The organism is Micromonospora sp. D93 (assembly GCF_018070365.1).
Classification (GTDB): domain Bacteria; phylum Actinomycetota; class Actinomycetes; order Mycobacteriales; family Micromonosporaceae; genus Micromonospora; species Micromonospora ureilytica.
In genome coordinates this window covers 150,451-172,342 of the sequence record NZ_JAGPXW010000014.1, presented here as the reverse complement: position 1 = coordinate 172,342, position 21,892 = coordinate 150,451, and the positions used below count along the sequence as shown (strand labels likewise).

Below are 21,892 nucleotides of genomic sequence, written 5' to 3'. Positions count from 1 at the left end.
GTGGGGGAGTGGTGGGTGGGGTCGTGGTCGGAGGCGTGTCGCCCCCGATGCTGCCCGGCACCGCGCGGAGAGCGTCGTACCAGGCGGCGGCCATCTTGCGGTAGCCGGTGGCGTTCGGGTGCACCCCGTCGGCCAGGTCGCTGAGCGTCAGGGCGCCGTACATGTCGACCAGGTGTACGCGTTTGCCGGCGGCGGCCCGGCTCTGCACGATTCCGGGGATCGCGGCGTTGTAGCCCCGAACCTGGTTGTCCGCACCGGACTTCGGGATGATCGTGGCGACGAACACGTCCGCGGTCGGGGCGGTGTTGGTGATCCGGTCGACGAGCGTGGCGAGCCGGGACGGGGCACCGGACGTGTCGCCGTACATGTCGTTGGTGCCGATGTGCAGCAGCACGGTGCGCGGGTTCGTGGCCCGCAACCAGTTCACCACGTTGGCGTCGATCTGGGCGATGGTCCAGCCGGAGTGGCCCTGGTGGTCGTGGTCGCCGAGGCTGGCTGGGCCGTTGAACTGGGAGCCGACGAAGTCGATCCGGTAACCACCGGACGTGAACCGCTGCCACAACTCGATCCGGTAACCGCCGGGAACGTTGAAACCGTCGGTGATCGAGTCACCGAGCGGCATGACGCGTACGCCGCCGTTGGACTCGGCGCTCGCGGGAGTGGTCGTGATCGGCACGGCGGCGACCATGGCGGCGACGGCGGCCAGGGCCGTCCACCATCGGCGGGCCCGCCGGGGCCTCGACGTCGTCGCGCTGCCGGTCGGTGTGGAAGGGAGGGCTTGGACGAGGGTTGGAGTGCGCATGGGACTTCCTCTGGTGGGGGTGCGCAATACATTAACACTCATCAATGAAACGGAGGTGAGCCGCTCAGGCCCCGACCGGGTGGAGCACCGAGCCCAGCCAGCGCAGCTGACGCAAGACGTGGACGGCCTCGCCGCCCTCGTGGCCGTTGAACGGGTAGACGTGCATCTCCCGCTCGGGTGGGACCGGCCGCCCATTCGCGGCGCCGTAGTGGTTGTAGGCGGCGAAGGCGGTTCGCGGTGGGCAGACGGTGTCGCGCCGGCCGACCCCGAACTGCGCAGGCGCCGTCGCCCGACGCGCGAAGCTCACCCCGTCGACATAGGACAGGGTGCGCCACACCGCCTCCTCGGCCTCCCGGTGCACCGCCAGGTACCTGGCGATCTCGCCGTACGGCGCGAGGTCGGTGAGCGCGACGGCCCGGCGCATGTCGCAGAGGAATGGGGCGGTGGTCAGCACCGCGCTCAGATCGTCGACGAGACCGGCCACCGCCAGGGCGATGCCGCCACCCTGGCTGTTGCCGACCACTGTGACCCGGTCACCCTCGACCCCCGGCAGCGCGCGGACCGCCTCGACCGCCCGGACCGCGTCGGTGATCACACGGCGGTAGTGGTAGGTCCGCGGATCGAGGATCCCCCAGGTGACCGGCCAGGGCCCGCCGGGCGCCCCGTGCGGGTCCGCGGTGTCCCCGGCGCCGTACTGCCCCGCCTGGCCCCGGTTGTCCATCAACAGGTGCGCGTACCCGGCCACCGGCCAGGTCAGCCGTTCGTGGGGCAGGCCCCGGCCGCGACCGTAGCCGGCGTACTCGACCACGGCCGGCAGCGGCTCTCGAACACCAGCCGGGCGGGTGTACCAGGCGCGTACGGGGTCACCGCCGAACCCGGCGAACGTGACATCCCAGGAGTCGAGCAGCCGCAGCTCGGTGGGCTCGGGACGGACGTCGACGAGTACCGGCACGGCGGCCGCCTCGGCGAGCGTGTCCCGCCAGAACCCGTCGAAGTCGTCGGGCTCGGGGACCTCGGGCGCGTACCGCTGGAGTTCGTCGAAGGTGAGGGCGGAGTGGGGCACGGGTCCTCGCAGGGGCCGGGGTCAGTGCGGGTTGGCGGGGGGCGCGGTGCTCTCCCGGACGACCAGCTCGGTCACCAGGTCGATCCGGCTGGTCGCCGGCTCGTTTCCCCTGGTCAGGTCGAGCAACATCTGGGTGGCGATGCCGGCCATGTCCCGCAACGGTTGGTTGATCGTGGTGAGGGCCGGGTCGGTCCAGGCGGAGACCGGCAGGTTGTCGTACCCGATCACCGAAAGGTCCTCGGGCACTCGCAGGCCGCACTGACGGGCGGCCCGGAGCACCCCCATGGCCTGGATGTCCGACCCGGCGAAGATCGCCGTGGGTCGGTCCGGCCGCTGGAGCAGTTGCAGCCCGTGGGCGTGCCCGGCTCCGGCGGAGAAACTGCCGTAGCGGATCAGCTCGCGGTCGACAGCGATTCCGGCCTCGTCGTGGGCCGACTGGAAGCCGGCGGCGCGGGCGCGGCTGCACAGCACATCGGGTGGCCCGGAGATGATGGCGATCCGTCGGTGCCCCAGCTCCAGCAGGTGCCGAGCGGCGAGGAGGCCGCCGTTCCAGTTGTTCGACCCGACGGTGGGCACGGAGGCCGAGGTCGCGCTGTCGGTGTCGACGACGACGAACGGGATGCCCTGCCGCCGCAGGTGCTGCTGCTGGGCCTCGGCCAGGTGGGAGAGGACGAACACCACGCCCAAAGGGCGGTCGGCGAGTAACGCCTCCAGCCATCGTGCTGGTGGGCGGTGCGCGCCGTCGAGCTGGGCGATCGACAACCCGATGCCGGCCGCGGAGGTCACCGCCTCGACGCCGCGCAGGATCTCCATGGCCCAACCCGTGTCGAACTCGTGGAACACGAGGTCCACCCGACCGCCGCTTGTCGCGTGTCGCCGGGCGCGGCGCTGGTACTGGTGGCGGTCGAGGCTCGCCTCGACGCGGGCTCTGGTGCCGGGGGCGACGTCGCCGCGTCCGTTGAGGACCTTGGACACGGTCGCGACCGAGACGCCGACATCGTTGGCGATGGTCGCGATGGTGGTGGAGGCGGGTGGGTCGAGCGGGCGGTGCTCTGTCATCGCAGCCTCATACAACATCGAAAGTTTCGGCCGACCTTAACATGATGGGACATTCACGCCAGTCGGTACCGGAGTCGCGTTGCCCATTCGCCGGTCGTCGCACGGCTCATCGGCGACGGAGCGCCGATTGGGGAGTCACCGTGTGCAGGAAACACCCCCTGGTAGTCCGATTGAGACTCTTGACAGGCATCGATGCGGCACTTAGGTTGCCGAAAAGGTTACGCAGGTTTCCGGAAAGTTTCGGATCGTGAGAAACGTCCGCCACGGAGCCGGTTCCACGAGGGCACGGGGATGTGGCCGGAGCTAAGGGGTCATGGCATGCGAAGTCAGTCGCTCGAGGACAGCGGCGCCGCTCCCTGGCGTGATCAGCGGCTGTCGCCGACCGAGCGGGCCGAGGCGCTCCTGCCGAAGATGTCCCTCGAAGAGAAGATCGCCCAGCTCGTCGGGGTCTGGGTGGGCGCCGACGCCAGCGGCGAGGGCGTCGCACCGCACCAATCAGACATGATCAGCGAGTTGCCGCAGTGGAGCACTGTCATCCAGCACGGGTTGGGTCAGCTGACCCGCCCGTTCGGCACCGCCCCGGTCGACCCGGTGCTCGGCGCCCGATCGCTGGCGGCCTCGCAGGCGCAGATCGTGGCCGCCAGTCGGCTCGGCATCCCCGCGCAGGTGCACGAGGAGTGCCTCACCGGGTTCGCGGCGTGGCGGGCCACCGTCTACCCGACCCCGCTCAGCTGGGGCGCGTCCTTCGACCCCGACCTGGTCGAGGCGATGGCCGACCGGATCGGACGATCGATGCGCGCCGCCGGTGTGCACCAGGGTCTCGCCCCGGTCCTGGATGTCACCCGCGACTACCGCTGGGGCCGTACCGAAGAGACCATCGGCGAGGACCCCTACCTGGTCGGGACGACAGGCGCCGCGTACGTGCGGGGCCTGGAGCGGGCCGGCGTGGTGGCCACGCTGAAGCACTTCGCCGGCTACTCCGCCTCCCGGGGCGGACGTAATCTCGCACCCGTGCCGATGGGGCGCCGCGAACTGGCCGACGTCATCCTGCCGCCGTTCGAGATGGCGCTGCGCCTCGGCGGCGCCCGCTCGGTGATGAACTCCTACGCCGAGATCGACGGCCTGCCCGTCGCGGCCGACCGTGGGCTGCTGACCGGGCTGCTGCGCGACGAGTGGGGCTTCACCGGCACCGTGGTGGCCGACTACTTCGCGGTACGGTTCCTGCAGACCCTGCACGGAGTCGCCGGGGACGCCGCCGACGCGGCCCGGCTCGCCCTGCGGGCCGGGATCGACGTCGAGCTGCCCACAGTGGACGCCTTCGGCGAACCGCTGGTGGACGCGGCGCGCCGCGGCGAGGTCGACGAGGCGCTGATCGACTGCGCGCTGCGTCGGGTGCTGATCCAGAAGATCGAGCTAGGTCTGCTCGACGAGGGCTGGCAGGAACTGCCCGACGACGTGGCGTCCCTGCGCTTCGACGACGAGGCCAGCCAGGACATCGCCCTTCGCCTCGCCCGGGAGTCGGTCGTCCTGCTGCGCAACACCGGCGTCCTACCACTGCCCGTGGCCACCCGGGTCGCCCTGGTCGGTCCGGTCGCCGACGACCCGATGGCCATGCTGGGCTGCTATTCGTTCCCCAACCACGTGGGCGTCAACCACAGCGACTACGGCCTCGGCCTGGACATCCCCACTCTGCGCGACGAGTTGGCCCGACGGGTCCCGATGCTCACCCACGAACCGGGGTGCGCCATCACCGGCGAGGACACCTCGGGTATCCCGGCCGCGGTCGCCGCGGCCACCGCCGCCGACGTGTGCGTGCTGGCCGTCGGCGACCGGGCGGGAATGTTCGGCCGGGGCACCTCCGGTGAGGGTTGCGACGCCGTCGACCTGCGACTACCCGGCGTGCAGGGCGACCTCGTCCGGGCCGTCCTGGCCACCGGCACCCCTGTGGTCCTGGTGTTGATGACCGGCCGCCCCTACGCGCTCGGCTCCGAGTTCGACGGCGCGGCGGCCGTGGTGCAGGCATTCTTCCTCGGCCAGCTCGGCGGGCAGGCGCTCGCCGAGGTGCTCACCGGCGCGGTGAATCCCTCCGGGCGGATGCCGGTCAGCGTTCCCCGCGACGCCGGCGGGCTGCCGAGCACCTACCTGGCACCACCGCTCGGCCGGCGCAACAAGGTCTCCTCGATCGACCCGACCCCGGCGTACCCGTTCGGCCACGGGCTGAGCTACACCACCTTCGAGTGGTCCGACGCGACGGTGGTCGAACCGCGCGAGGATCCGACTGCCTGGCCGGTCGACGACGAGGTGCGGGTGCGGATCACCGTCGCCAACACCGGTGAGCGGGCCGGCACCGAGGTCGTGCAGCTCTACCTGCACGACCCGGTCGCGCAGACCACCCGTCCGGTGGTCCGGCTGATCGGCTACACCCGACTGCCGTTGGCGCCCGGCGAGGTGGCGCACGTGACGTTCGGCGTACCGGCCGACGTGGCGTCGTTCACCGGCCTGACCGGCCAACGGATCGTCGAGCCCGGCGACGTCGAGCTGCGCTTCGGCCGGTCGAGTGGCGACATGGCGGCCGCCCTGCCGCTGCGACTGGTCGGCGCCGAGCGCCAGGTCGGCCACGAGCGGGAACTGCTCACCTCGGTGCGGGTGGAGCCTCTCGTGGCTGTTCCACAGGCGGCATAGGAGGCCGAGGATGACATCAACCCTGCGGCCACCGCCGCCGGCGCCGCCGCGTTCTCCGCAGGCGGCGCAGAGCCCTGCCCCGCGCTCGCCACGACGCGGTCGCAGTTGGCGGCAGGCACTGCGCCGGGACTGGCAGCTCTACTCCCTCGCCATCCTGCCGCTGCTGTTCTTCCTGGTCTTCCGCTACCTGCCGATGATCGGCAACATCATCGCCTTCCGCCGGTTCAAGCCGGGCGGCAGCATCTTCGGCGAATACTGGGTCGGGCTGCGCTACTTCCGGATGTTCCTCAACGACCCGACGTTCTGGGAGGTCTTCACCAACACGCTCGTGCTCGGGACGCTGACCCTGCTGTTCTGCTTCCCGCTGCCGATCGTGCTGGCGCTGATGCTCAACGAGGTGCGCGCCCGCCGGTTCAAGCGGTTCGTCCAGTCGGTCTCCTACCTGCCGCACTTCCTGTCGATCGTGATCGTGGCGGCGATGGTCATGCAACTGACCTCGATCGAGGGCGCGGCCAACCAGCTCGTCGGCCTGTTCGGCGGCGACCCGGTGGCGTTCCTGCAGAAGCCGGAGTGGTTCCGCGCCATCTACGTCTCATCCGAGGTCTGGCAGACCGTCGGCTGGGGCACGATCCTCTACCTCGCGGCCCTCACCACCATCGACGAGGACCTGTACGAGGCGGCCCGGATCGACGGCGCCAGCCGGTGGCGGCAGACCTGGCACGTCACGTTGCCCGGCATCCGTCCGACGATGATGACGCTGCTGATCCTCAACATCGGCAACTTCCTGGCGGTCGGGTTCGAGAAGATCCTGCTGCTCTACAACCCGCTGACGTACCCGACCGCGGACGTGGTCTCCACCTATCTGTTCCGGATGGGCTTCCAGTCCAGCAACTTCAGCTACGCCGCCGCCATCGGTCTCTTCGAGGCGGTGATCGGGTTGATCCTGGTCCTGACGGCGAACCTCATCTCCCGGCGCACGGTGGGGACGAGCCTGTGGTGATCCTCGGTACGAAGAGCGACGCCCCGAAGACGCGGGGTCCGGTGGACAGTCGGGGCTACCGGATCTTCCGGATCGTCAACACTGTCGTCCTGCTCGGCGTCGTGGTGGTGACGCTGTTCCCGTTCCTCAACATCGTGGCCCGCTCGCTCAGCGAAGAGGCGTACATCATCGCCGGCGAGGTGACAATCGTCCCGCGTGGGTTCGACCTGACCGCGTACAAGCTGCTGATGTCGGACGCGATGTTCTGGACGAACTACCGCAACACCGTGGTGTACACGGTGGTCGCCACGCTCATCTCGATCGTGCTGACCACCTGTTACGCGTACGTGCTGTCGAAGCCGCAGCTCAAGGGGCGCCCCTTCCTCATCGGCGTCGCGCTGTTCACCATGTTCTTCTCCGGCGGCCTGATTCCCAACTACGTGCTGGTCACCAGCCTGGGGATGAAGAACACCATCTGGGCCGTGGTGATCCCCAATGCCATCAGCGTGTTCAACCTGCTGGTCATGAAGGCGTTCTTCGAGAGTCTGCCGAGCGAGTTGGAGGAGGCCGCGGCCGTCGACGGGCTGAACACGTACGGCATCCTGCTGCGGATCGTGCTGCCGCTGTCGAAAGCGATCATCGCGACGATGGTGCTCTTCTACGCGGTCTCCTTCTGGAACTCGTGGTTCGCCGCGTTCCTCTACATGGACCGGCAGGATCTGCTGCCGGTCACCGTCTACCTCCGCAACCTCATCGCGGGCGCCACAAGCGCCGAGTCGGCCGCCGCCGACGCCGACAAGGTCCAGGCCGCGGCCACTCTCCAGGCCGTGACGATCGTGCTCACCACCCTGCCGATCCTGGCGGTCTACCCCTTCGTCCAGCGGTTCTTCGTCCGCGGCGTGATGCTCGGCGCGGTCAAGGGATGACGCCGGCGCCGCACCGCTTCCCCACCGAAACCCCACCACCGAAAGGACGAGCCATGCTCCACAAGACGTGGCGCCGCGTGGCATTAGCCACCGCGGGTCTGCTTGCGCTCTCCCTTACCACCGCCTGTTCCGAGGACCCCGGTGAGTCGACTGACCTCACCGAGAACAAGGTCGGCGCGATGGCCACCTACGGCGTCGGCGACCAGTTCAAGGCCACCGAGGCGCTCTCCTTCTCCACCCTCTACAACAACCACACGTTCTATCCGCTCAAGGAAGACTGGGCGTTCTGGTCGGAGCTGACCAAGCGGACAAACGTCAAGATCGAGCCGGTGGCCGTGCCGCTCAGCGACTACGAGCAGAAGCGCAGCCTGCTGATCGGCGCCGGGGACGCCCCGCTGATCATCCCGAAGACGTACCACCCGCAGGAGGACGCGTTCGTGTCCTCCGGAGCGATCCTGCCGGTGAGCGACTACCTGGATCTGATGCCCAACTTCAAGGAGAAGATCACCAAGTGGAACCTCAAGCCGGAAATCGACAACCTGCGGCAGGCCGACGGTAAGTTCTACCTGCTACCCGGCCTGCACGAGAAGCCCACGCAGGACTACACGGTGCTGGTGCGCACCGACATCATGCAGGAGCTCAACCTCCCCGTCCCGAAGACCTGGGACGACCTGTACACCGTGCTCAAGGCGATGAAGGCGAAGTACCCGAACGTCTACCCGTACTCCGACCTCTTCAGCAAGCCCAACCCCACCGGCGCCCTGCTGGGCATCCTCGGCTCCTCCCACGCCACCTACGCGGGCTGGGACTTCCAGCACGCCACCTGGGACCCGACGGCGAAGAAGTTCACCTACACCGGCTCGTCCGAGCAGTACAAGCAGGTGGTCACGTACCTGCACAAGCTCGTCGCCGAGGGCCTGCTCGACCCGGAGAGCTTCACCCAGACCGACGACCAGGCCCGCCAGAAGCTCGCCAACGGCAAGTCCTTCGTGGTCACCGGCAACGCGCAGACGCTCGTCAACAACCACAGGCCCGACCTGGCCAAGACCCTGCCGAACGCGAAGATGGCCAAGATCCCGCTGCCGATCGGCCCGTCCGGCGAGGTCAACCCGTTCCCCCGGCTGGAGAACGGCATCATGATCTCCTCGAAGGCGCGGGAGAGCAAGAACTTCGTGGCCATGATGCAGTTCATCGACTGGTTGTGGTATTCGGACGCGGGTTTGGAATTCGCCCGCTGGGGCGTCGAGGGCACCACCTTCACCAAGGACGCGTCCGGCAAGCGCACGCTCGTCCCTGACGTCAGTTTCCTGGGGCTCAACCCGAAGGCGTCCAAGCACCTGCAGAAGGACTTCGGCTTCCAAAACGGCGTCTTCGCCTACGGCGGCACCCCCGACCTGGTCCGCGGGTTCTTCTCCCCGGAGGAGTTGGAGTTCCAGAAGGTGATGGACGCCCGCAAGCCGAGGGAGGTCCCCCCGCCGCGCCCGTTCACCGATGAGGAGCGCGAGCAGGTGTCGCTCTGGGAGACCCCGCTGAAGGACTTCGTCACCCAGAACACGCTGAAGTTCGCCCTCGGACAGCGGCCCCTCAGCGAGTGGGACGCGTACGTGGCCGAGCTGAAGGCCAAGAACTCCGACCAGTACATCGACCTGGTCAACAAGGCGTACGAGCGGTTCCAGAAGAACAACGGCTGATCAGCGGGGATCCGGTCGGGCGGCCTGTCGCCGTCCGACCGGACCCCCGGCGACCACGGGTCAGCGACATCGACCGGAGGGAGCGATCGTGAGTGGCGCGGCCCAGACCTGGCGACAGTTCGGCGACGGCCCACTGTCGCGGATCACCTCGCGCGTCTACATCCTGCTCGTGGTCGAGTTGGTCCTGCTGCTCACCACAGTGCCCACCCTGCTCCCGCTGCTGTTGCTGGGCCGCGACCCCAGCAACCTGCCGCTGGCCGCGCTCCTCCTTGTACCGGTCGGCCCGGCCGTCTCCGCCGCCCTGTACGCCCTGCGCCACCAGCGAACCGACCTGACCGACCTGCGCCCAGCCGCCCTGTTCTGGCGTGGCTACCGGGCGAACGCCTTAGGCGTGCTGCGCATCTGGGTGCCGACGCTGCTGTGGCTGACAGTGCTCGCCGTGAACCTCGCCTACCGGGGCGCGGTCGGCCTGTCGAGCTGGTGGGCGGTGCCGCTGGTGCTGATCGGAGTGGCTGTGACACTCTGCGCGGCCAACGCGCTGGTGATCACCTCGCTGTTCGACTTTCGCACCCGGGACGTGCTCCGGCTGGCCGTGCACTTCGTCGTGCGTACCCCAGGTGTTCCCGTCGGCAACGCCCTGCTGCTGGCCGCGGCGACCGGCATCATCGCGGTCTTCTCCGAGGCGGTGCTGATGCTGCTCGCGTCGATCGCGGTCCTGGCGTTCCTGCGCGTCAGCGAGCCGATGATCCACCTGATCCGGAAGGAGTTCATCGCGTGAGCCTGCCCCTCAGCGCCAAGGTGCCCTTCGGGGGCGACTACAACCCGGAACAGTGGCCCGACGACGTGTGGAAGCAGGATTACCGCCTCTTCGACACGGCACGGATCGACCTGGTCACCCTCGGCGTGTTCGACTGGGCGCTCACCCAGCCCGCCGAGGACACCTACGACTTCACGCTGCTGGACAGGGTCGTCGAGCGGGCCAGTGCCGAGGGGCGCGGGATCTGCCTGGCCACCGGCACCGGGGCCCACCCGCCGTGGTTGGCGAGGGCGTACCCCGAGGTGACCCGGACCGACTTCGAGGGTCGCAAGCACCGGTTCGGTCAGCGGCACAACTCCTGCCCCAGTTCGCCGGTCTTCCGCCGGCTCTCGACCGAGCTGGCCCGCCGGGTCGCCCGCCGCTACGCCGACACCCCGGCGGTGCTCGCGTGGCACGTCGGCAACGAGTACGGCGGCGCCTGCTACTGCGCGCTGTGCGCGGCGGGCTTCCGGGACTGGCTGCGCCACCGCTACGGCACCCTCGACGAGCTGAACGAGGCCTGGTACACCACCTTCTGGTCGCACACCTTCACCGACTGGGACGAGATCGAGCCACCGTCGGCGTTGACCGAGCACTGGCGCGGCCCGAACCACACCGCGTTCCCGGGCATCACACTGGACTACCTGCGGTTCACCTCCGACGCCATGCTGACCAACTTCCGCGACGAGAAGGCCGCCATCCGGGAGTCCAGCCCCACGCTGCCGGTGACCACGAACTTCATGGGCATGTACCGGCCCATCGACTACCACCGCTGGGCCGCTCAGCTGGACTTCGTGTCCTGGGACAACTACCCGCCCGACGACGAGTCGGCCGCCCGGATGGCACTGACCCACGACCTGATGCGCGGGCTCAAGGACGGCCAGCCGTTCTGGCTGATGGAACAGACCCCCAGCTTCACCGCGTGCCGCGACGTCAACCCGTTGAAGCGCCCCGGTCTCATGCGGCTGTGGAGTTGGCAGGCCGTGGCACACGGCGCCGACGCGGTGCTCTTCTTCCAGCTGCGCGCGTCCCGCGGGGCCAGCGAGAAGTACCACGGCGCGGTCATCGGCCACGCCGGTCGCTCCGACACCCGCGTGTTCCGGGAGGTCGCCGAGCTGGGTGCCGAACTGGAACGGCTCGGTCCGGCGTCGCTGGGCGCGCGGACCCCGGCCCGGGTGGCGCTGCTGTTCGACTGGGACAGCTGGTGGGCGTTGGAACTGTCCGACGGCCCGTCCCGGCTGGTCCGCTACCAGCACGTCGTGCTCGCGTACCACCGGGCACTCTGGGACGCCGGTGTGGACCTCGACGTCGTCGCGGTGACCGCCGACCTGTCCCGCTACGACGTGGTCGTGGCCCCGGCCCTGCACCTGATCAAGGGCGACCTGCCGCAGCGACTGGAGGCGGTGGCGACGCGCGGCGGGTCGGTGCTGACCACCTACCTGTCCGGCCGGGTGGACGAGAACGACCAGGCGTTCCTGATGGACGTGCCGGGCCCGCTCGGGCAGCTCACGGGTGTCCGCGTCGACGAGTGGGACGCGCGTGGGCCGGAGGTGGTCAACCCGGTCCGCCTCGGCGACGGCGCGGCCCAGGTCGACGTCGACGCGCGGCTTCTGTTCGAGCTGGTGGTTCCGCAGGGCGCGCAGGTGATCGGCACCTACCAGGCCGACTTCTACGCGGGCACCCCGGCGGTGACCCGCAACGCGTTCGGCGCGGGCGACGGCTGGTACGTGGCCGCCGGTCTGGACCAGACCGGGGTGTCCTGGGTGGTGCGGCAGGTGCTCGACCGGCACGGCCTGCTCGGGCCCTACCCGGACGTACCGGATCTGGAATCCGCCGTCCGAGTGGCACCGGACGGGTCGCGGCTGCTGTTTCTGCTCAACCACCGCGCCGAGCCGGTCGAGGTGACCGCCCGGACCGGCGGCGTCGACCTGCTCACCGGTGACCGTACGGCGGCCGGCGCTGCCCTGCGGCTGCCGGCGTACGGGGTTGTCGTGCTGGAGGAGGACCGGTGAACGCCGAAGAGTCGGTGGAGTTGGAGCAGTGGATGTTCGTCGAGGAGCCGATGGATGGTGCGGAGCCGCGCGTCCACCCGGCCTGGCTGCCCCCGGAGGCGTTCCGGTCGCTCGGCGCGCGCCGCATCCTCCTGCACGGCGAGGGGTTGCTCGTCGACACCGTCCTCCAGGAAGTCTCGCGTGCCTGCGCGCGTTACGGCGGGCGGGTGTGGCATTCCCCCTCCTGGGACGTCGACGTCGACCTGGTGCTCGCGCTGCGCGACGCCGGTGAGCTGCCCAACCCGGCGGTGGAGGCGGCGCGCGTCGCCGGCGAGGCGGCGTTGGTCGAGCTGGGCGACGGCGCGCCGCTCGGCGACGAGGGTTTCGTGTTGGCACGGGCCGGCGACGTGACGGCGGTGCTGGCCGACGCGCCCGCCGGCCTGCTGTACGGGCTCTTCCACGTGGTCCGACTCTGCGCGGCGGCCTTCGACCCGGTCCGTCCCCCGGAGCGGCACCGGCCGGCGCTGCGCCGACGAATGCTGAACCACTGGGACAACGTGGCCGTGCACCCGGTGATGGGCCAGGTCGAGCGGGGGTACGCGGGCGGCTCGATCTTCTGGCACGACGGCCGTCCGCGCGGCGACCTGGCCCGGGTGCGGGAGTACGGGCGGCTGCTGGCCTCCTGCGGGATCAACGCGATCTCGGTCAACAACGTCAACGTGGCCCGCACGGAGGCGCTGCTGCTCACCGACCGGCTCGGCGACGTGGCCGAGATCGCGGACGTGCTGCGCCCGTACGGCATCCGGGTGCACCTGTCGGTCAGCTTCGCCGCGCCGGTGCTCCTCGGTGGCCTGCCGACCGCCGACCCCCTTGACGAGACCGTGCGGGTCTGGTGGGCCGCGACCACCCGGCGGGTGTACGACCGCATCCCGGATTTCGGCGGTTACCTGGTGAAGGCCGACTCGGAGGGGCAACCTGGCCCGTTCACGTACGGCCGTGACCACGCCGACGGGGCGAACCTCCTGGCCGAGGCGCTCGCCCCACACGGGGGAGTGGTGCACTGGCGGGCGTTCGTCTACAACCACCACCAGGACTGGCGGGACCGGTCCACCGACCGGGCTCGGGCCGCGTACGACCACTTCGCCCCGCTCGACGGGCGGTTCCGCACAAACGTTGTCGTCCAGGTGAAGTTCGGCCCGGTGGACTTCCAGACGCGCGAGCCGGTCTCGCCGATGCTCGCCGCGATGCCGGCGACCCGCCTGGCGGTGGAGTTGCAGGTCACCCAGGAGTACACGGGCCAACAGCGGCACGTCTGCCACCTCGGCCCGTGGTGGAGTGAGGTGCTGCGCTTCGCACCCTGGGGGCCGGGCGGACGGACGATCGCCGACGTGGTCACGGGCGAGGTGGCAGCGGGCGGCGGGATGGTCGCCGTCGCCAACGTCGGCGACGACCTCTTCTGGACCGGGCATCCGTTGGCCCAGGCAAACCTGTACACGTTCGGCCGGTTGGCCTGGGACCCTCGGCGGGACCCGACGGCGATCCTCGACGAGTGGATCACGCTGACCTTTCCGCCGTCGGCGACCGCCGACGCGGAGCTGGTGCGGCGGACACTGCACGAGATCATGGACGACTCGTGGCTCACCTACGAGCGTTACACCGCCCCGCTGGGCGTCGGCTTCATGGTCAACCCCGGTGACCACTACGGCCCCGGCGTCGACGGGTACGAGTACACCCGGTGGGGCACCTACCACTTCGCCGACCGCGACGGCGTGGGCGTGGACCGCAGCCGGGCGTCCGGCACCGGCTTCACAGGGCAGTACCCGCCGTACTGGTCGGAGGTGTACGAGTCACCCGAAACCTGCCCGGACGAGCTGCTGCTCTTCTTCCACCACGTGCCGTACGGGCATGTGCTGCACAGCGGCTCGACAGTCATCCAGCACATCTACGACACCCACTTCGCGGGGGTCGAGGAGGTGACGTCGATGCGACGGAGGTGGCAGACGTTGAACGGCATGATCGACCCGAGCGTGTACGAGCGGGTCGCCGAACGCCTCGACGAGCAGGTGCGCTGCGCCACCGAGTGGCGCGACCAGATCAACACGTACTTCTTCCGCAAGTCCGGAGTGCCGGACGAGCGCGGGCGGGACATCTACTGAGCGGCGGCGAGAGGCGGCCCCACCATCCGGTCGGGCCGCCCCTCGTACCGTGCTCACCGGAGGTCCGGCAGCTTCCGAAAACGTTCCGATAATTTCTCGGGACCTGTCGGCGTCGACAGCACCCGTTGACGCCCATCGCTGCCCAGGTGACCACCGGAACCGTTGCGGCGAAAGGTTTCCGGAAGTCTTGACAATCGAGTGTTCTCGATTAAAGCTGGCATGGTCACGCGAGCCGCGGTCAAGGTCGGGCGAAGGGCAGTCCTCGACTTAAGTCCCCTTCCACGCGCCTTTTTCGCAAGGGATCGCGACGATGACACTGAAGACGAGAATGCTTGGCGTCGTCATGGCGGCAGTGACGCTCGCCGCCGCCGCGCTGACGTTCGCCACCCCCGCGTCAGCGGCGACGCTCACGCAGGTGACCAACTTCGGCACCAACCCCACCAACCTACAGATGCATCTGTACGTCCCGGACCGGGTGGCGACCCGACCGGCGATCCTCCTGGCCATGCACTACTGCACCGGCACGGGCCCCGCGTTCCACTCGGGCACCCAGTACGCGTCCCTCGCGGACAGGTACGGGTTCATCGTGATCTACCCGTCGGCCACCCGCAGCAGCAAATGCTGGGACGTCTACTCCCCGCAGGCGCTTCGCCGTGGCGGCGGCAGCGACCCGGTCGGGCTCATGTCGATGGTCGACTACGTGCGGCAGCGCTACTCGGCCGACCCCGCGCGGATCTTCGCCACCGGCACCTCCTCCGGGGCGATGATGACCAACGTCATGCTGGGCGTCTACCCGGACGTGTTCGCGGCGGGCGCCTCCTTCGCCGGGGTGCCGTTCGCCTGTTTCGCCACCGGCGGCACCTCGGAGTGGAACAGCCAGTGCGCCAACGGGCAACTCATCCGGACCGCGCAGCAGTGGGGTGACCTGGTCCGGGAGGCGTACCCCGGCTACACCGGCCAGCGACCCCGGATGCAGATCTGGCACGGCACCAACGACGAGACGCTGCGCTACCCGAACTTCGGCGAGCAGGTCAAGCAGTGGACCAACGTGCACGGGCTGAGTCAGACCCCGACGTACACCGACTCCCCGCAGTCCGGCTACACCCGCACCCGCTACGGCAGCAGCGGCCCGATGGCGCCGGTCGAGGCGATCAGCATGCAGGGTGTCACGCACAACCTGCCGGTCGACGCCGCGCAGGTGATCCGCTTCTTCGGGCTGGACGGCACCGCGCCGCCGACGACCCCACCGCCGACCACCCCGCCGCCGACCACGCCGCCCCCGACCACGCCGCCCCCGACCACGCCGCCCCCGACCACGCCGCCCTCGACCACGCCGCCCCCGGCCGATGGCGGCTGCCGGGTCGGCTACACGGTCAACGCCTGGAACAGCGGTCTCACCGCGAGCGTGGCCATCACCAACACCGGCACCACCGCCGTGAACGGCTGGGCTCTGACCTTCACGCTGCCCACCGGGCAGCGCATCACCAACGGCTGGAACGCCCAGTACGCCCCGGCCAGCGGTGCGGTGACCGCCCGCAACGTCTCCTACAACAACACCATCGCCCCGAACGCGTCGGTCGAGATCGGTTTCCAGGCCACGCATGAGGGCGGCACCGGCAAGCCCACCTCGTTCGCCCTCAACGGTGCCGCCTGTTCGGTGTCCTGATCCCCACTCCCATCCACCACCACAGAAGGAGTCACACGATGAGAAGTACGAGATGGAAGGCGGCGTCGAGAGCCGCCATCGCGCTGGCCGGCGTGGGTGCCCTCGCCGCCGGCATGGCGCTGTTCGCGACGACACCCGCCTCCGCCGGCACGACGCTCGGTGCGTCCGCCGCCGAGAAGGGGCGGTACTTCGGTACGGCGGTGGCCGGATTCAAGCTCTCCGACAGCGCGTACACCACGATTTTGAACCGTGAGTTCAACATGGTGACGGCCGAGAACGAAATGAAGATGAACGCCACCGAGCCGCAGCAGAATCAGTTCAGCTACGGGTCGGCGGACCAGATCGTCAACCACGCCCGCAGCCGTGGGATGAGCGTGCGGGGCCACACGCTGGCGTGGCATTCGCAGCAGCCCGGCTGGATGGAGAGCATGAGTGGTAGTGCTCTGCGGCAGGCGATGCTCAACCACGTGACGCAGGTGGCCACCCACTTCCGGGGTCAGGTCGTGGCGTGGGACGTGGTGAACGAGGCGTTCGCCGACGGCAGCTCCGGAGGCCGTCGCGACTCCAACCTCCAGCGCACCGGCAACGACTGGATCGAGGCGGCGTTCCGGGCGGCGCGTGCCGCGGATCCGGGCGCGAAGCTCTGCTACAACGACTACAACACCGACAACTGGACGCACGCGAAGACCCAGGGCGTCTACAACATGGTGCGGGACTTCAAGTCCCGTGGCGTCCCGATCGACTGCGTGGGATTCCAGTCGCACTTCAACAACGACTCCCCGTACGTGAGCAACTACCGCACCACGCTGTCGAGCTTCGCGGCGCTCGGTGTGGACGTGCAGATCACCGAGTTGGACATCCAGGGCGCGTCGGCGAACACCTACCGCAGCGTGGTCGAGGACTGCCTGGCCGTGGCCCGGTGCAACGGCATCACGGTGTGGGGCATCCGCGACAGCGACTCGTGGCGGGCGTCGCAGACCCCGCTGCTGTTCAACAGCAACGGCTCGAAGAAGCCGGCGTACGACGCGGTCCTCGCCGCGTTGAACAACGGCACCCCGCCGCCCACCACCCCGCCGCCCACCACCCCGCCGCCCACCACGCCGCCGCCGACGACTCCTCCGCCTACCACCCCGCCGCCAGGGCAGGATGGCTGTACCACGACGGTGACGGTGAACCAGTGGAACGGCGGCTTCGTGGCGAACGTGCGGGTGACCGCCGGCTCGTCGGCTCTCAACGGTTGGACCGTGACGATCACGCTGCCGTCCGGCGCGACGGTCACCAACGCCTGGAGCGCCGACCGCAGCGGTAACAGCGGCACGACGAACTGGACGAACGTGTCCTACAACGGCCAGGTCGGCGCCGGACAGTCCACGGAGTTCGGCTTCCAGGGCACCGGCACCGCCGGCACCCTGACCCCCACCTGCTCAGCCCGCTAAAGCCCCACCGGCCGGTGCGGAGGCGGACCCCGCCCCCGCACCGGCTGGAAGGGTGTTGGGCGCGCCTGGTCAGTCGCCGGAGAAGCCCCAGAAGTAGATCTCCTCCGGCTTGCCCTCGGCGTCGTGCACTTTCGTGGTGGCTAGCCGTCGATGCGGGTGATGTTGCGGATCTTGTTGGACGCGTCCAGGGCGGCGACCTTGTACGCCTCGGCCAGCGTCGGGTAGTTGAACACGGCGTCGACCAGGTAGTCGATAGTGCCGCCGCAGCCCATCACCGCCTGTCCGATGTGGACGATCTCGGTAGCGGCGGTGCCGAACACGTGCACCCCGAGCAGTCGGCCGTCGTCGGGGGAGACGAGCAGCTTGAGCATGCCGTACGAATCACCGACGATCTGACCGCGAGCCAGCTCGCGGTAACGCGCGACGCCCACCTCGAACGGCGTCGAGCTTTCGGTGAGCTGCGCCTCGGTCTGCCCGACGAAGCTGATCTCGGGGATCGTGTAGATGCCGATGGGCTGCAGGCCGTGCATCTCCCGGATCGGTTCACCGCAGGCGTGTTGCGCGGCCAGCCGGCCCTGCTCCATCGAGGTGGACGCGAGCGCGGGAAAGCCGATCACGTCGCCGACCGCGTAGATGTGGTCCACCGAGGTGCGGTAGCTGGCGTCCACAGTGATCCGGCCGCGTCGGTCCGCCTCCAGTCCGGCCGCCTCCAGTGCCAGGTCGTCGGTCTGGCCCTGCCGCCCGGCCGAGTACATCACCGTGTCGGCGACGATCTTCTTGCCGCTCTTGAGGATGCACAGCGCCGCCGTCTGGTGCTTCTCCACGGCGGCGACCTCCTCGCCGAAGCGGAACGCCACGGACAGGTCGCGCAGGTGGTACTTGAGCGACTCGACAACCTCGTCGTCGCAGAAGTCCAGCATCCGTTCGCGGCGCTCCACCACTGTCACCTTCGTGCCGAGCGCGGCGAACATCGAGGCGTACTCCATGCCGATCACGCCGGCACCGACCACGACCATGCTGCGGGGGACGGCCTGCAGGTTGATGACGCCGTCGGAGTCCACAATCGTCCGGTCGTCGAAGTCGACGCTGTCCGGGCGGGCCGGGCGGGTGCCCGCCGCGATGATGACCTTGTCGAAGGTCACCTTCGACTCGCGGCCGGAGCCGCTGTCGACCCAGATCGAGTGCGCGTCCGCGAAGCGGCCGGTGCCGGTGATCATCACAACCCGGTTGCGGGCCAGTTGATTGCGGATGACGTCGGTCTGCCTGGTGATCACGTGTTGTGTCCGGGCGGCCAGATCGCTGACCGTGATCTCTTCCTTGACCCGGTAGCTGCTGCCGTAGAGGTCCCGCTGGCTCAGCCCGGTCAGGTAGAGCACGGCCTCGCGCAGTGTCTTGGAGGGGACCGTGCCGGTGTTGATGCACACCCCACCGATCATGTCGCGGCGGTCGACGATGCCGACCCGCCTGCCGAGTTTGGCGGCAGCGATCGCGGCCTTCTGACCGCCGGGTCCGGAGCCCAGCACCAACAGGTCGTAGTCATACACAGGCGTTAGCGTCGCAAGATGTCGCGGCTGGCGCCAGACCCCGGAGTGGAGCGTTACTCGTCTGCCACAGTGCAGAGGCCACCGTTCAGCGTGACCTCCTCGGGCAGTTGCGTGCCGGAGGCGACGAGCCCCAGCGACACCGTGCCGCCCGGCGGGATCACCGCGTTGCGACCGGTGTGCGCCACGAAGCCGTCCGACCACTGCCGCACGACGGACCGGACCGCGCAGCTCGGCGGCGGCGGCAGGGTGGTCACCGTGACCTGGGCACTGTTGACCGGGTGGTACTGGTACACCTCACGGACCCGGGCGAGAGTCCCGCCGGCGTCGACCCGGAACACCTCGTACCGGTCGAGGGCGACGTTCTCCACCGAGTGCGCCCACCGCAGCCGGACCACAGTCGCGGCGACGTCGTACGCCACCGGTTGACCCGGCGTGCTCGGGGGTTGGTCGTCCCCCGGTGGCATGGTCAGGTCGGTGATCCGGATTCTGTTGGTGTCGGTCGAGTACCGGGCGCCGAAATCCTCGAATCGCGCGCCGACCGGGTAGCGGACCACGCCCACGTTGTCGGTCGAGGCCGCCCAGGTCAGCTCGACCGAGGTGGTGTCGATGGCGACGACAGTGATCGGGCCGGGTGCGGTGGGCCGTTCGGTGTCGTCGACGGCCGCGTGCGCCGGGGTCGCGCCCGCGGCGACCAGGGTTGCTGTCAGTGTGCACGCGGCCAGCGCGGCGGCCTTCGAGCGGATTTTTCGACTTCGATGATCACGCACGACGAATTCCCCGCCTCCGGTCGCCTGCCGTTCACAGCAATCCATTGCGATCAACGTTGGGTCACTATGGTTCGGCAGGTGGCCCCGCCGGACGCGGGTGCCGACACCAGCGCGAGGAGTCCGGCCCAGGGCAGGCGGATGGTGTGCCGGTCGCTGCCTTTGGAGCTGAATCGTCTACGACGTCGCCGACCGCCGACCGCCGACCGCCGACCGCCGACCGCCGACCGCCGACCGCCGGTGCTGATTCGTTTACGACATCAGCTCCAAAGGCATCGAACAAGACATCAAGCCGCCCGCGAGCCGCCGCCCGCGAGCCGCCGCCCGCGAGCCGCCGCCCGCGAGCCGCCGCCCGCGAGCCGCCGCCCGCGAGCCGCCGCCCGCGAGCCGCCGCCCGCGAGCCGCCGCCCGCGAGCCGCCGCCCGCCAGAGCCGGAGAACCGGGCGATCCGGCCGGCGGACCGACCTAGCCGACGAGGCGGCGTTCCCAGGCCCAGGCGGCGATCTCGACCCGGTTGCGGGCCCTGAGTTTCATCTGCACGCTCGCCAGGTGGGTCTTGACCGTGCCGACGGCGATGAAGAGCTGGGTGGCGATCTCGGCGTTGGTCAGGCCGCGGGCGACGAGCTTCACGACGTCGAGTTCCCGTGGTGACAGGCCACCGTCGTCGCGTGCCGGAGCGGGTGAGCTGAGGTGCTCCAACAGCCGTACCGTGATCGAGGGGCTGATCAGCGCGTCGCCGGACACGGCCGCGCGGACCGCCTCCACCAGCAGGGCCGGGCCGGAGTCCTTGAGCAGGAAGCCGCACGCGCCGTTGGAGAGCGCCGTGTGCACGTACTCGTCGAGGTCGAAGGTTGTCACGACGACCACCCGGATCGGGTCGGCGACGCCCGGCCCCGCGAGCAGCCGCAGTGCCTCGAGACCGTCGAGGCGGGGCATCCGGATGTCCAGCAGCACCACGTCCGGGCGCAGGCGTCGGGCCAGTTCGACGGCGTCGACCCCGTCGGCGGCCTCGCCGACCACCTCCATGTCCGACTGGGCACCGATGATCATGCCGAAGCCGGTCCGGACCATCGCCTGGTCGTCGGCGATCAGCACCCGGATCACCGGGGCACCGCCACCTGGAGCGGGAACGCCGCGTCGAGCACCCAGCCACCGGCGACGCCGGGTCCGGCGGTGATCGTGCCGCCGAGGGCGCGTACCCGTTCGGTGAGGCCGATCAGGCCGAAGCCGTGCCCCCGGGCCGGCGCGGTGCGCGGCGACGCCCCGTCGTCGGCGACCCGGACCAACAACCAGTCCGGGGTGCGCCGCACGGCCACGTTCACGGACCGCGCGTCCGGCGCGTGCTGGCGGGTGTTGGTCAGCCCCTCCATCACCACCCGGTACGCCGACGTCGACACCTCCACCGGCAGTCCGTTCAGGTCGCCGTCGACGTGCAGTCGTGCCGGCGCGTTGGCCGCGCCGTTGAACCCGGTCAGCAGCGGCGCCAGCTCAGTCACCCCGGCCAGTGGAGCCAGCGGCGCGTCCGGCGGGGCGTCCGGGTTGCGCAGGATCCCGACCATCCGCCGCATCGAGGCCATCGTCTCCGCGCCGGCCCGCTCGATCTGCTCCAGGGCGACGATCACCCGCTGCGGGTCCTGTTCGGCGACGAACCGGGCGCCCTGCGCCTGCACCACGATGCCGGTGACGTGGTGGGCGATGAAGTCGTGCAGATCCCGGGCGAACTCCGTGCGCTGCTCGGCCCGCACCAGCGCGATCGCCCGCTCCCGGCCGGCGGCCATGATCCGCAGATAGAGCCCGACGCCGGCGGCGCCGGCCGCGGCGAGAACCTGGAGCAGGCCGAAGATCACCAGCAGGTTCTCGGTGCCGGCGCGCAGCGGCAACGCGGCCACGGCCAGCCCGGCGGCCACCGCCGCCCACGGGGCGAGCCGGGGCGCGCCCCAGCGGGCCACGACGAAGACCACCCCGATCAGCCCGGCCGACTCGGCGAGCCCCCAGCTGCCGCCGATCAGGTATCTGCTGCCGGAGAGGAACAGGACTGCCGCGGTCACGGCCAGTGAGGCGCAGGCGAGCGCCAGCGCGGCCAGTGGCACCACCCGCGAACCCAGCCGGTGCACCGGCAGCCAGAGCGGCACCGTCGCGACCGTCAGCCCCATCCGCACCAGCAGGAGCAACAGAGCGGCCAGGCTCTCCGGCGCGCCGACCCGGGAGTCGAAGATCGCGAGCAGACCCATGGCCACCAGACCGGCGGTCTGGGCCAGGCGTACCCACCAACGTCGAAGATCCGGCGTGCTCATGGTGACCCAGCGTAGCTAGCCGAGCGGAGGCGCCGGATCGGCC

General features: G+C 69.9%; 16 protein-coding genes. 9 read left to right on the top strand and 7 right to left on the bottom strand.

Annotation, left to right across the window (positions count from 1 at the left end; genetic code table 11):
* The 3 genes from KBX71_RS18170 to KBX71_RS18160 all read right to left on the bottom strand — a co-directional run.
* Positions 1-688, bottom strand: a 688-nt coding sequence (locus tag KBX71_RS18170; protein WP_247683688.1) for an SGNH/GDSL hydrolase family protein, incomplete at its 3' end; no start/stop codon positions are given.
* A 178-nt stretch (positions 689-866) separates the two neighbouring features.
* Positions 867-1,865, bottom strand: a complete 999-nt coding sequence (locus KBX71_RS18165) for an acetylxylan esterase (protein WP_210819185.1) — start codon at positions 1,863-1,865, stop codon at positions 867-869.
* A 21-nt stretch (positions 1,866-1,886) separates the two neighbouring features.
* On the bottom strand, positions 1,887-2,924 hold the full coding sequence (locus KBX71_RS18160) for a LacI family DNA-binding transcriptional regulator (protein ID WP_124823104.1): 1,038 nt from the start codon (positions 2,922-2,924) through the stop codon (positions 1,887-1,889).
* A gap of 318 nt (positions 2,925-3,242) precedes the next feature.
* Between KBX71_RS18160 and KBX71_RS18155 the strand changes: the two genes are divergently transcribed.
* The 9 genes from KBX71_RS18155 (at position 3,243) to KBX71_RS18115 (ending at position 17,247) form a co-directional block, all read left to right on the top strand.
* Positions 3,243-5,606 (top strand): glycoside hydrolase family 3 N-terminal domain-containing protein, encoded by a 2,364-nt coding sequence (locus KBX71_RS18155; RefSeq protein WP_210819184.1) that lies wholly within the window; start codon positions 3,243-3,245, stop codon positions 5,604-5,606.
* 10 nt (positions 5,607-5,616) lie between these two features.
* Positions 5,617-6,606: a sugar ABC transporter permease gene (locus KBX71_RS18150; RefSeq protein WP_210819183.1), complete on the top strand. Its 990-nt coding sequence runs from the start codon at positions 5,617-5,619 to the stop codon at positions 6,604-6,606.
* A complete protein-coding gene (locus KBX71_RS18145; RefSeq protein ID WP_307847146.1) occupies positions 6,603-7,511 on the top strand; it encodes a carbohydrate ABC transporter permease in 909 nt (302 codons plus the stop codon). Before KBX71_RS18150 ends, KBX71_RS18145 begins: the two co-directional genes overlap by 4 nt.
* A 77-nt stretch (positions 7,512-7,588) precedes the next feature.
* Entirely contained in the window at positions 7,589-9,202 is a 1,614-nt protein-coding gene (locus tag KBX71_RS18140) for an extracellular solute-binding protein (protein ID WP_307847145.1), read from the top strand.
* A gap of 88 nt (positions 9,203-9,290) precedes the next feature.
* Positions 9,291-9,980: a DUF624 domain-containing protein gene (locus KBX71_RS18135; protein WP_210819180.1), complete on the top strand. Its 690-nt coding sequence runs from the start codon at positions 9,291-9,293 to the stop codon at positions 9,978-9,980.
* A complete protein-coding gene (locus KBX71_RS18130; RefSeq protein WP_210819179.1) occupies positions 9,977-12,010 on the top strand; it encodes a beta-galactosidase in 2,034 nt (677 codons plus the stop codon). Before KBX71_RS18135 ends, KBX71_RS18130 begins: the two co-directional genes overlap by 4 nt.
* On the top strand, positions 12,007-14,145 hold the full coding sequence (locus tag KBX71_RS18125; protein WP_307847144.1) for an alpha-glucuronidase: 2,139 nt from the start codon (positions 12,007-12,009) through the stop codon (positions 14,143-14,145). Before KBX71_RS18130 ends, KBX71_RS18125 begins: the two co-directional genes overlap by 4 nt.
* 310 nt (positions 14,146-14,455) lie before the next feature.
* On the top strand, positions 14,456-15,811 hold the full coding sequence (locus tag KBX71_RS18120; RefSeq protein ID WP_210819178.1) for a PHB depolymerase family esterase: 1,356 nt from the start codon (positions 14,456-14,458) through the stop codon (positions 15,809-15,811).
* A 38-nt stretch (positions 15,812-15,849) separates the two neighbouring features.
* The gene (locus KBX71_RS18115; protein ID WP_210819177.1) at positions 15,850-17,247 is read left to right on the top strand and encodes an endo-1,4-beta-xylanase; all 1,398 of its coding nucleotides are present in this window, start codon (positions 15,850-15,852) and stop codon (positions 17,245-17,247) included.
* A gap of 140 nt (positions 17,248-17,387) precedes the next feature.
* On the opposite strand, the gene sthA is transcribed toward KBX71_RS18115, so the two are convergent.
* The 4 genes from sthA to KBX71_RS18095 form a co-directional block, all read right to left on the bottom strand.
* On the bottom strand, positions 17,388-18,791 hold the full coding sequence (gene sthA / locus KBX71_RS18110; RefSeq protein ID WP_196926327.1) for a Si-specific NAD(P)(+) transhydrogenase: 1,404 nt from the start codon (positions 18,789-18,791) through the stop codon (positions 17,388-17,390).
* Positions 18,792-18,844: 53 nt separating this feature from the next.
* A complete protein-coding gene (locus tag KBX71_RS18105; protein ID WP_210819176.1) occupies positions 18,845-19,558 on the bottom strand; it encodes a hypothetical protein in 714 nt (237 codons plus the stop codon).
* Between the two features lie 462 nt (positions 19,559-20,020).
* The gene (locus KBX71_RS18100; RefSeq protein WP_124820898.1) at positions 20,021-20,659 is read right to left on the bottom strand and encodes a response regulator transcription factor; all 639 of its coding nucleotides are present in this window, start codon (positions 20,657-20,659) and stop codon (positions 20,021-20,023) included.
* Positions 20,656-21,849 carry a sensor histidine kinase gene (locus KBX71_RS18095; protein ID WP_210819175.1) on the bottom strand — a complete coding sequence of 398 codons (1,194 nt, stop codon included), beginning with the start codon at positions 21,847-21,849 and terminating at the stop codon, positions 20,656-20,658. The genes KBX71_RS18100 and KBX71_RS18095 overlap by 4 nt, the downstream gene beginning before the upstream one ends.
* Between the last annotated feature and the right edge of the window lie 43 nt (positions 21,850-21,892).

Excerpts from the sequence above, each read along its gene's own strand:
- KBX71_RS18160 (WP_124823104.1), bottom strand. The coding sequence starts at position 2,924 with ATGACAGAGCACCGCCCGCTCGACCCACCCGCCTCCACCACCATCGCG.
- KBX71_RS18155 (WP_210819184.1), top strand. The coding sequence starts at position 3,243 with ATGCGAAGTCAGTCGCTCGAGGACAGCGGCGCCGCTCCCTGGCGTGAT.
- KBX71_RS18150 (WP_210819183.1), top strand. The coding sequence starts at position 5,617 with ATGACATCAACCCTGCGGCCACCGCCGCCGGCGCCGCCGCGTTCTCCG.
- KBX71_RS18120 (WP_210819178.1), top strand. The coding sequence starts at position 14,456 with ATGACACTGAAGACGAGAATGCTTGGCGTCGTCATGGCGGCAGTGACG.
- KBX71_RS18115 (WP_210819177.1), top strand. The coding sequence starts at position 15,850 with ATGAGAAGTACGAGATGGAAGGCGGCGTCGAGAGCCGCCATCGCGCTG.
- KBX71_RS18095 (WP_210819175.1), bottom strand. The coding sequence starts at position 21,849 with ATGAGCACGCCGGATCTTCGACGTTGGTGGGTACGCCTGGCCCAGACC.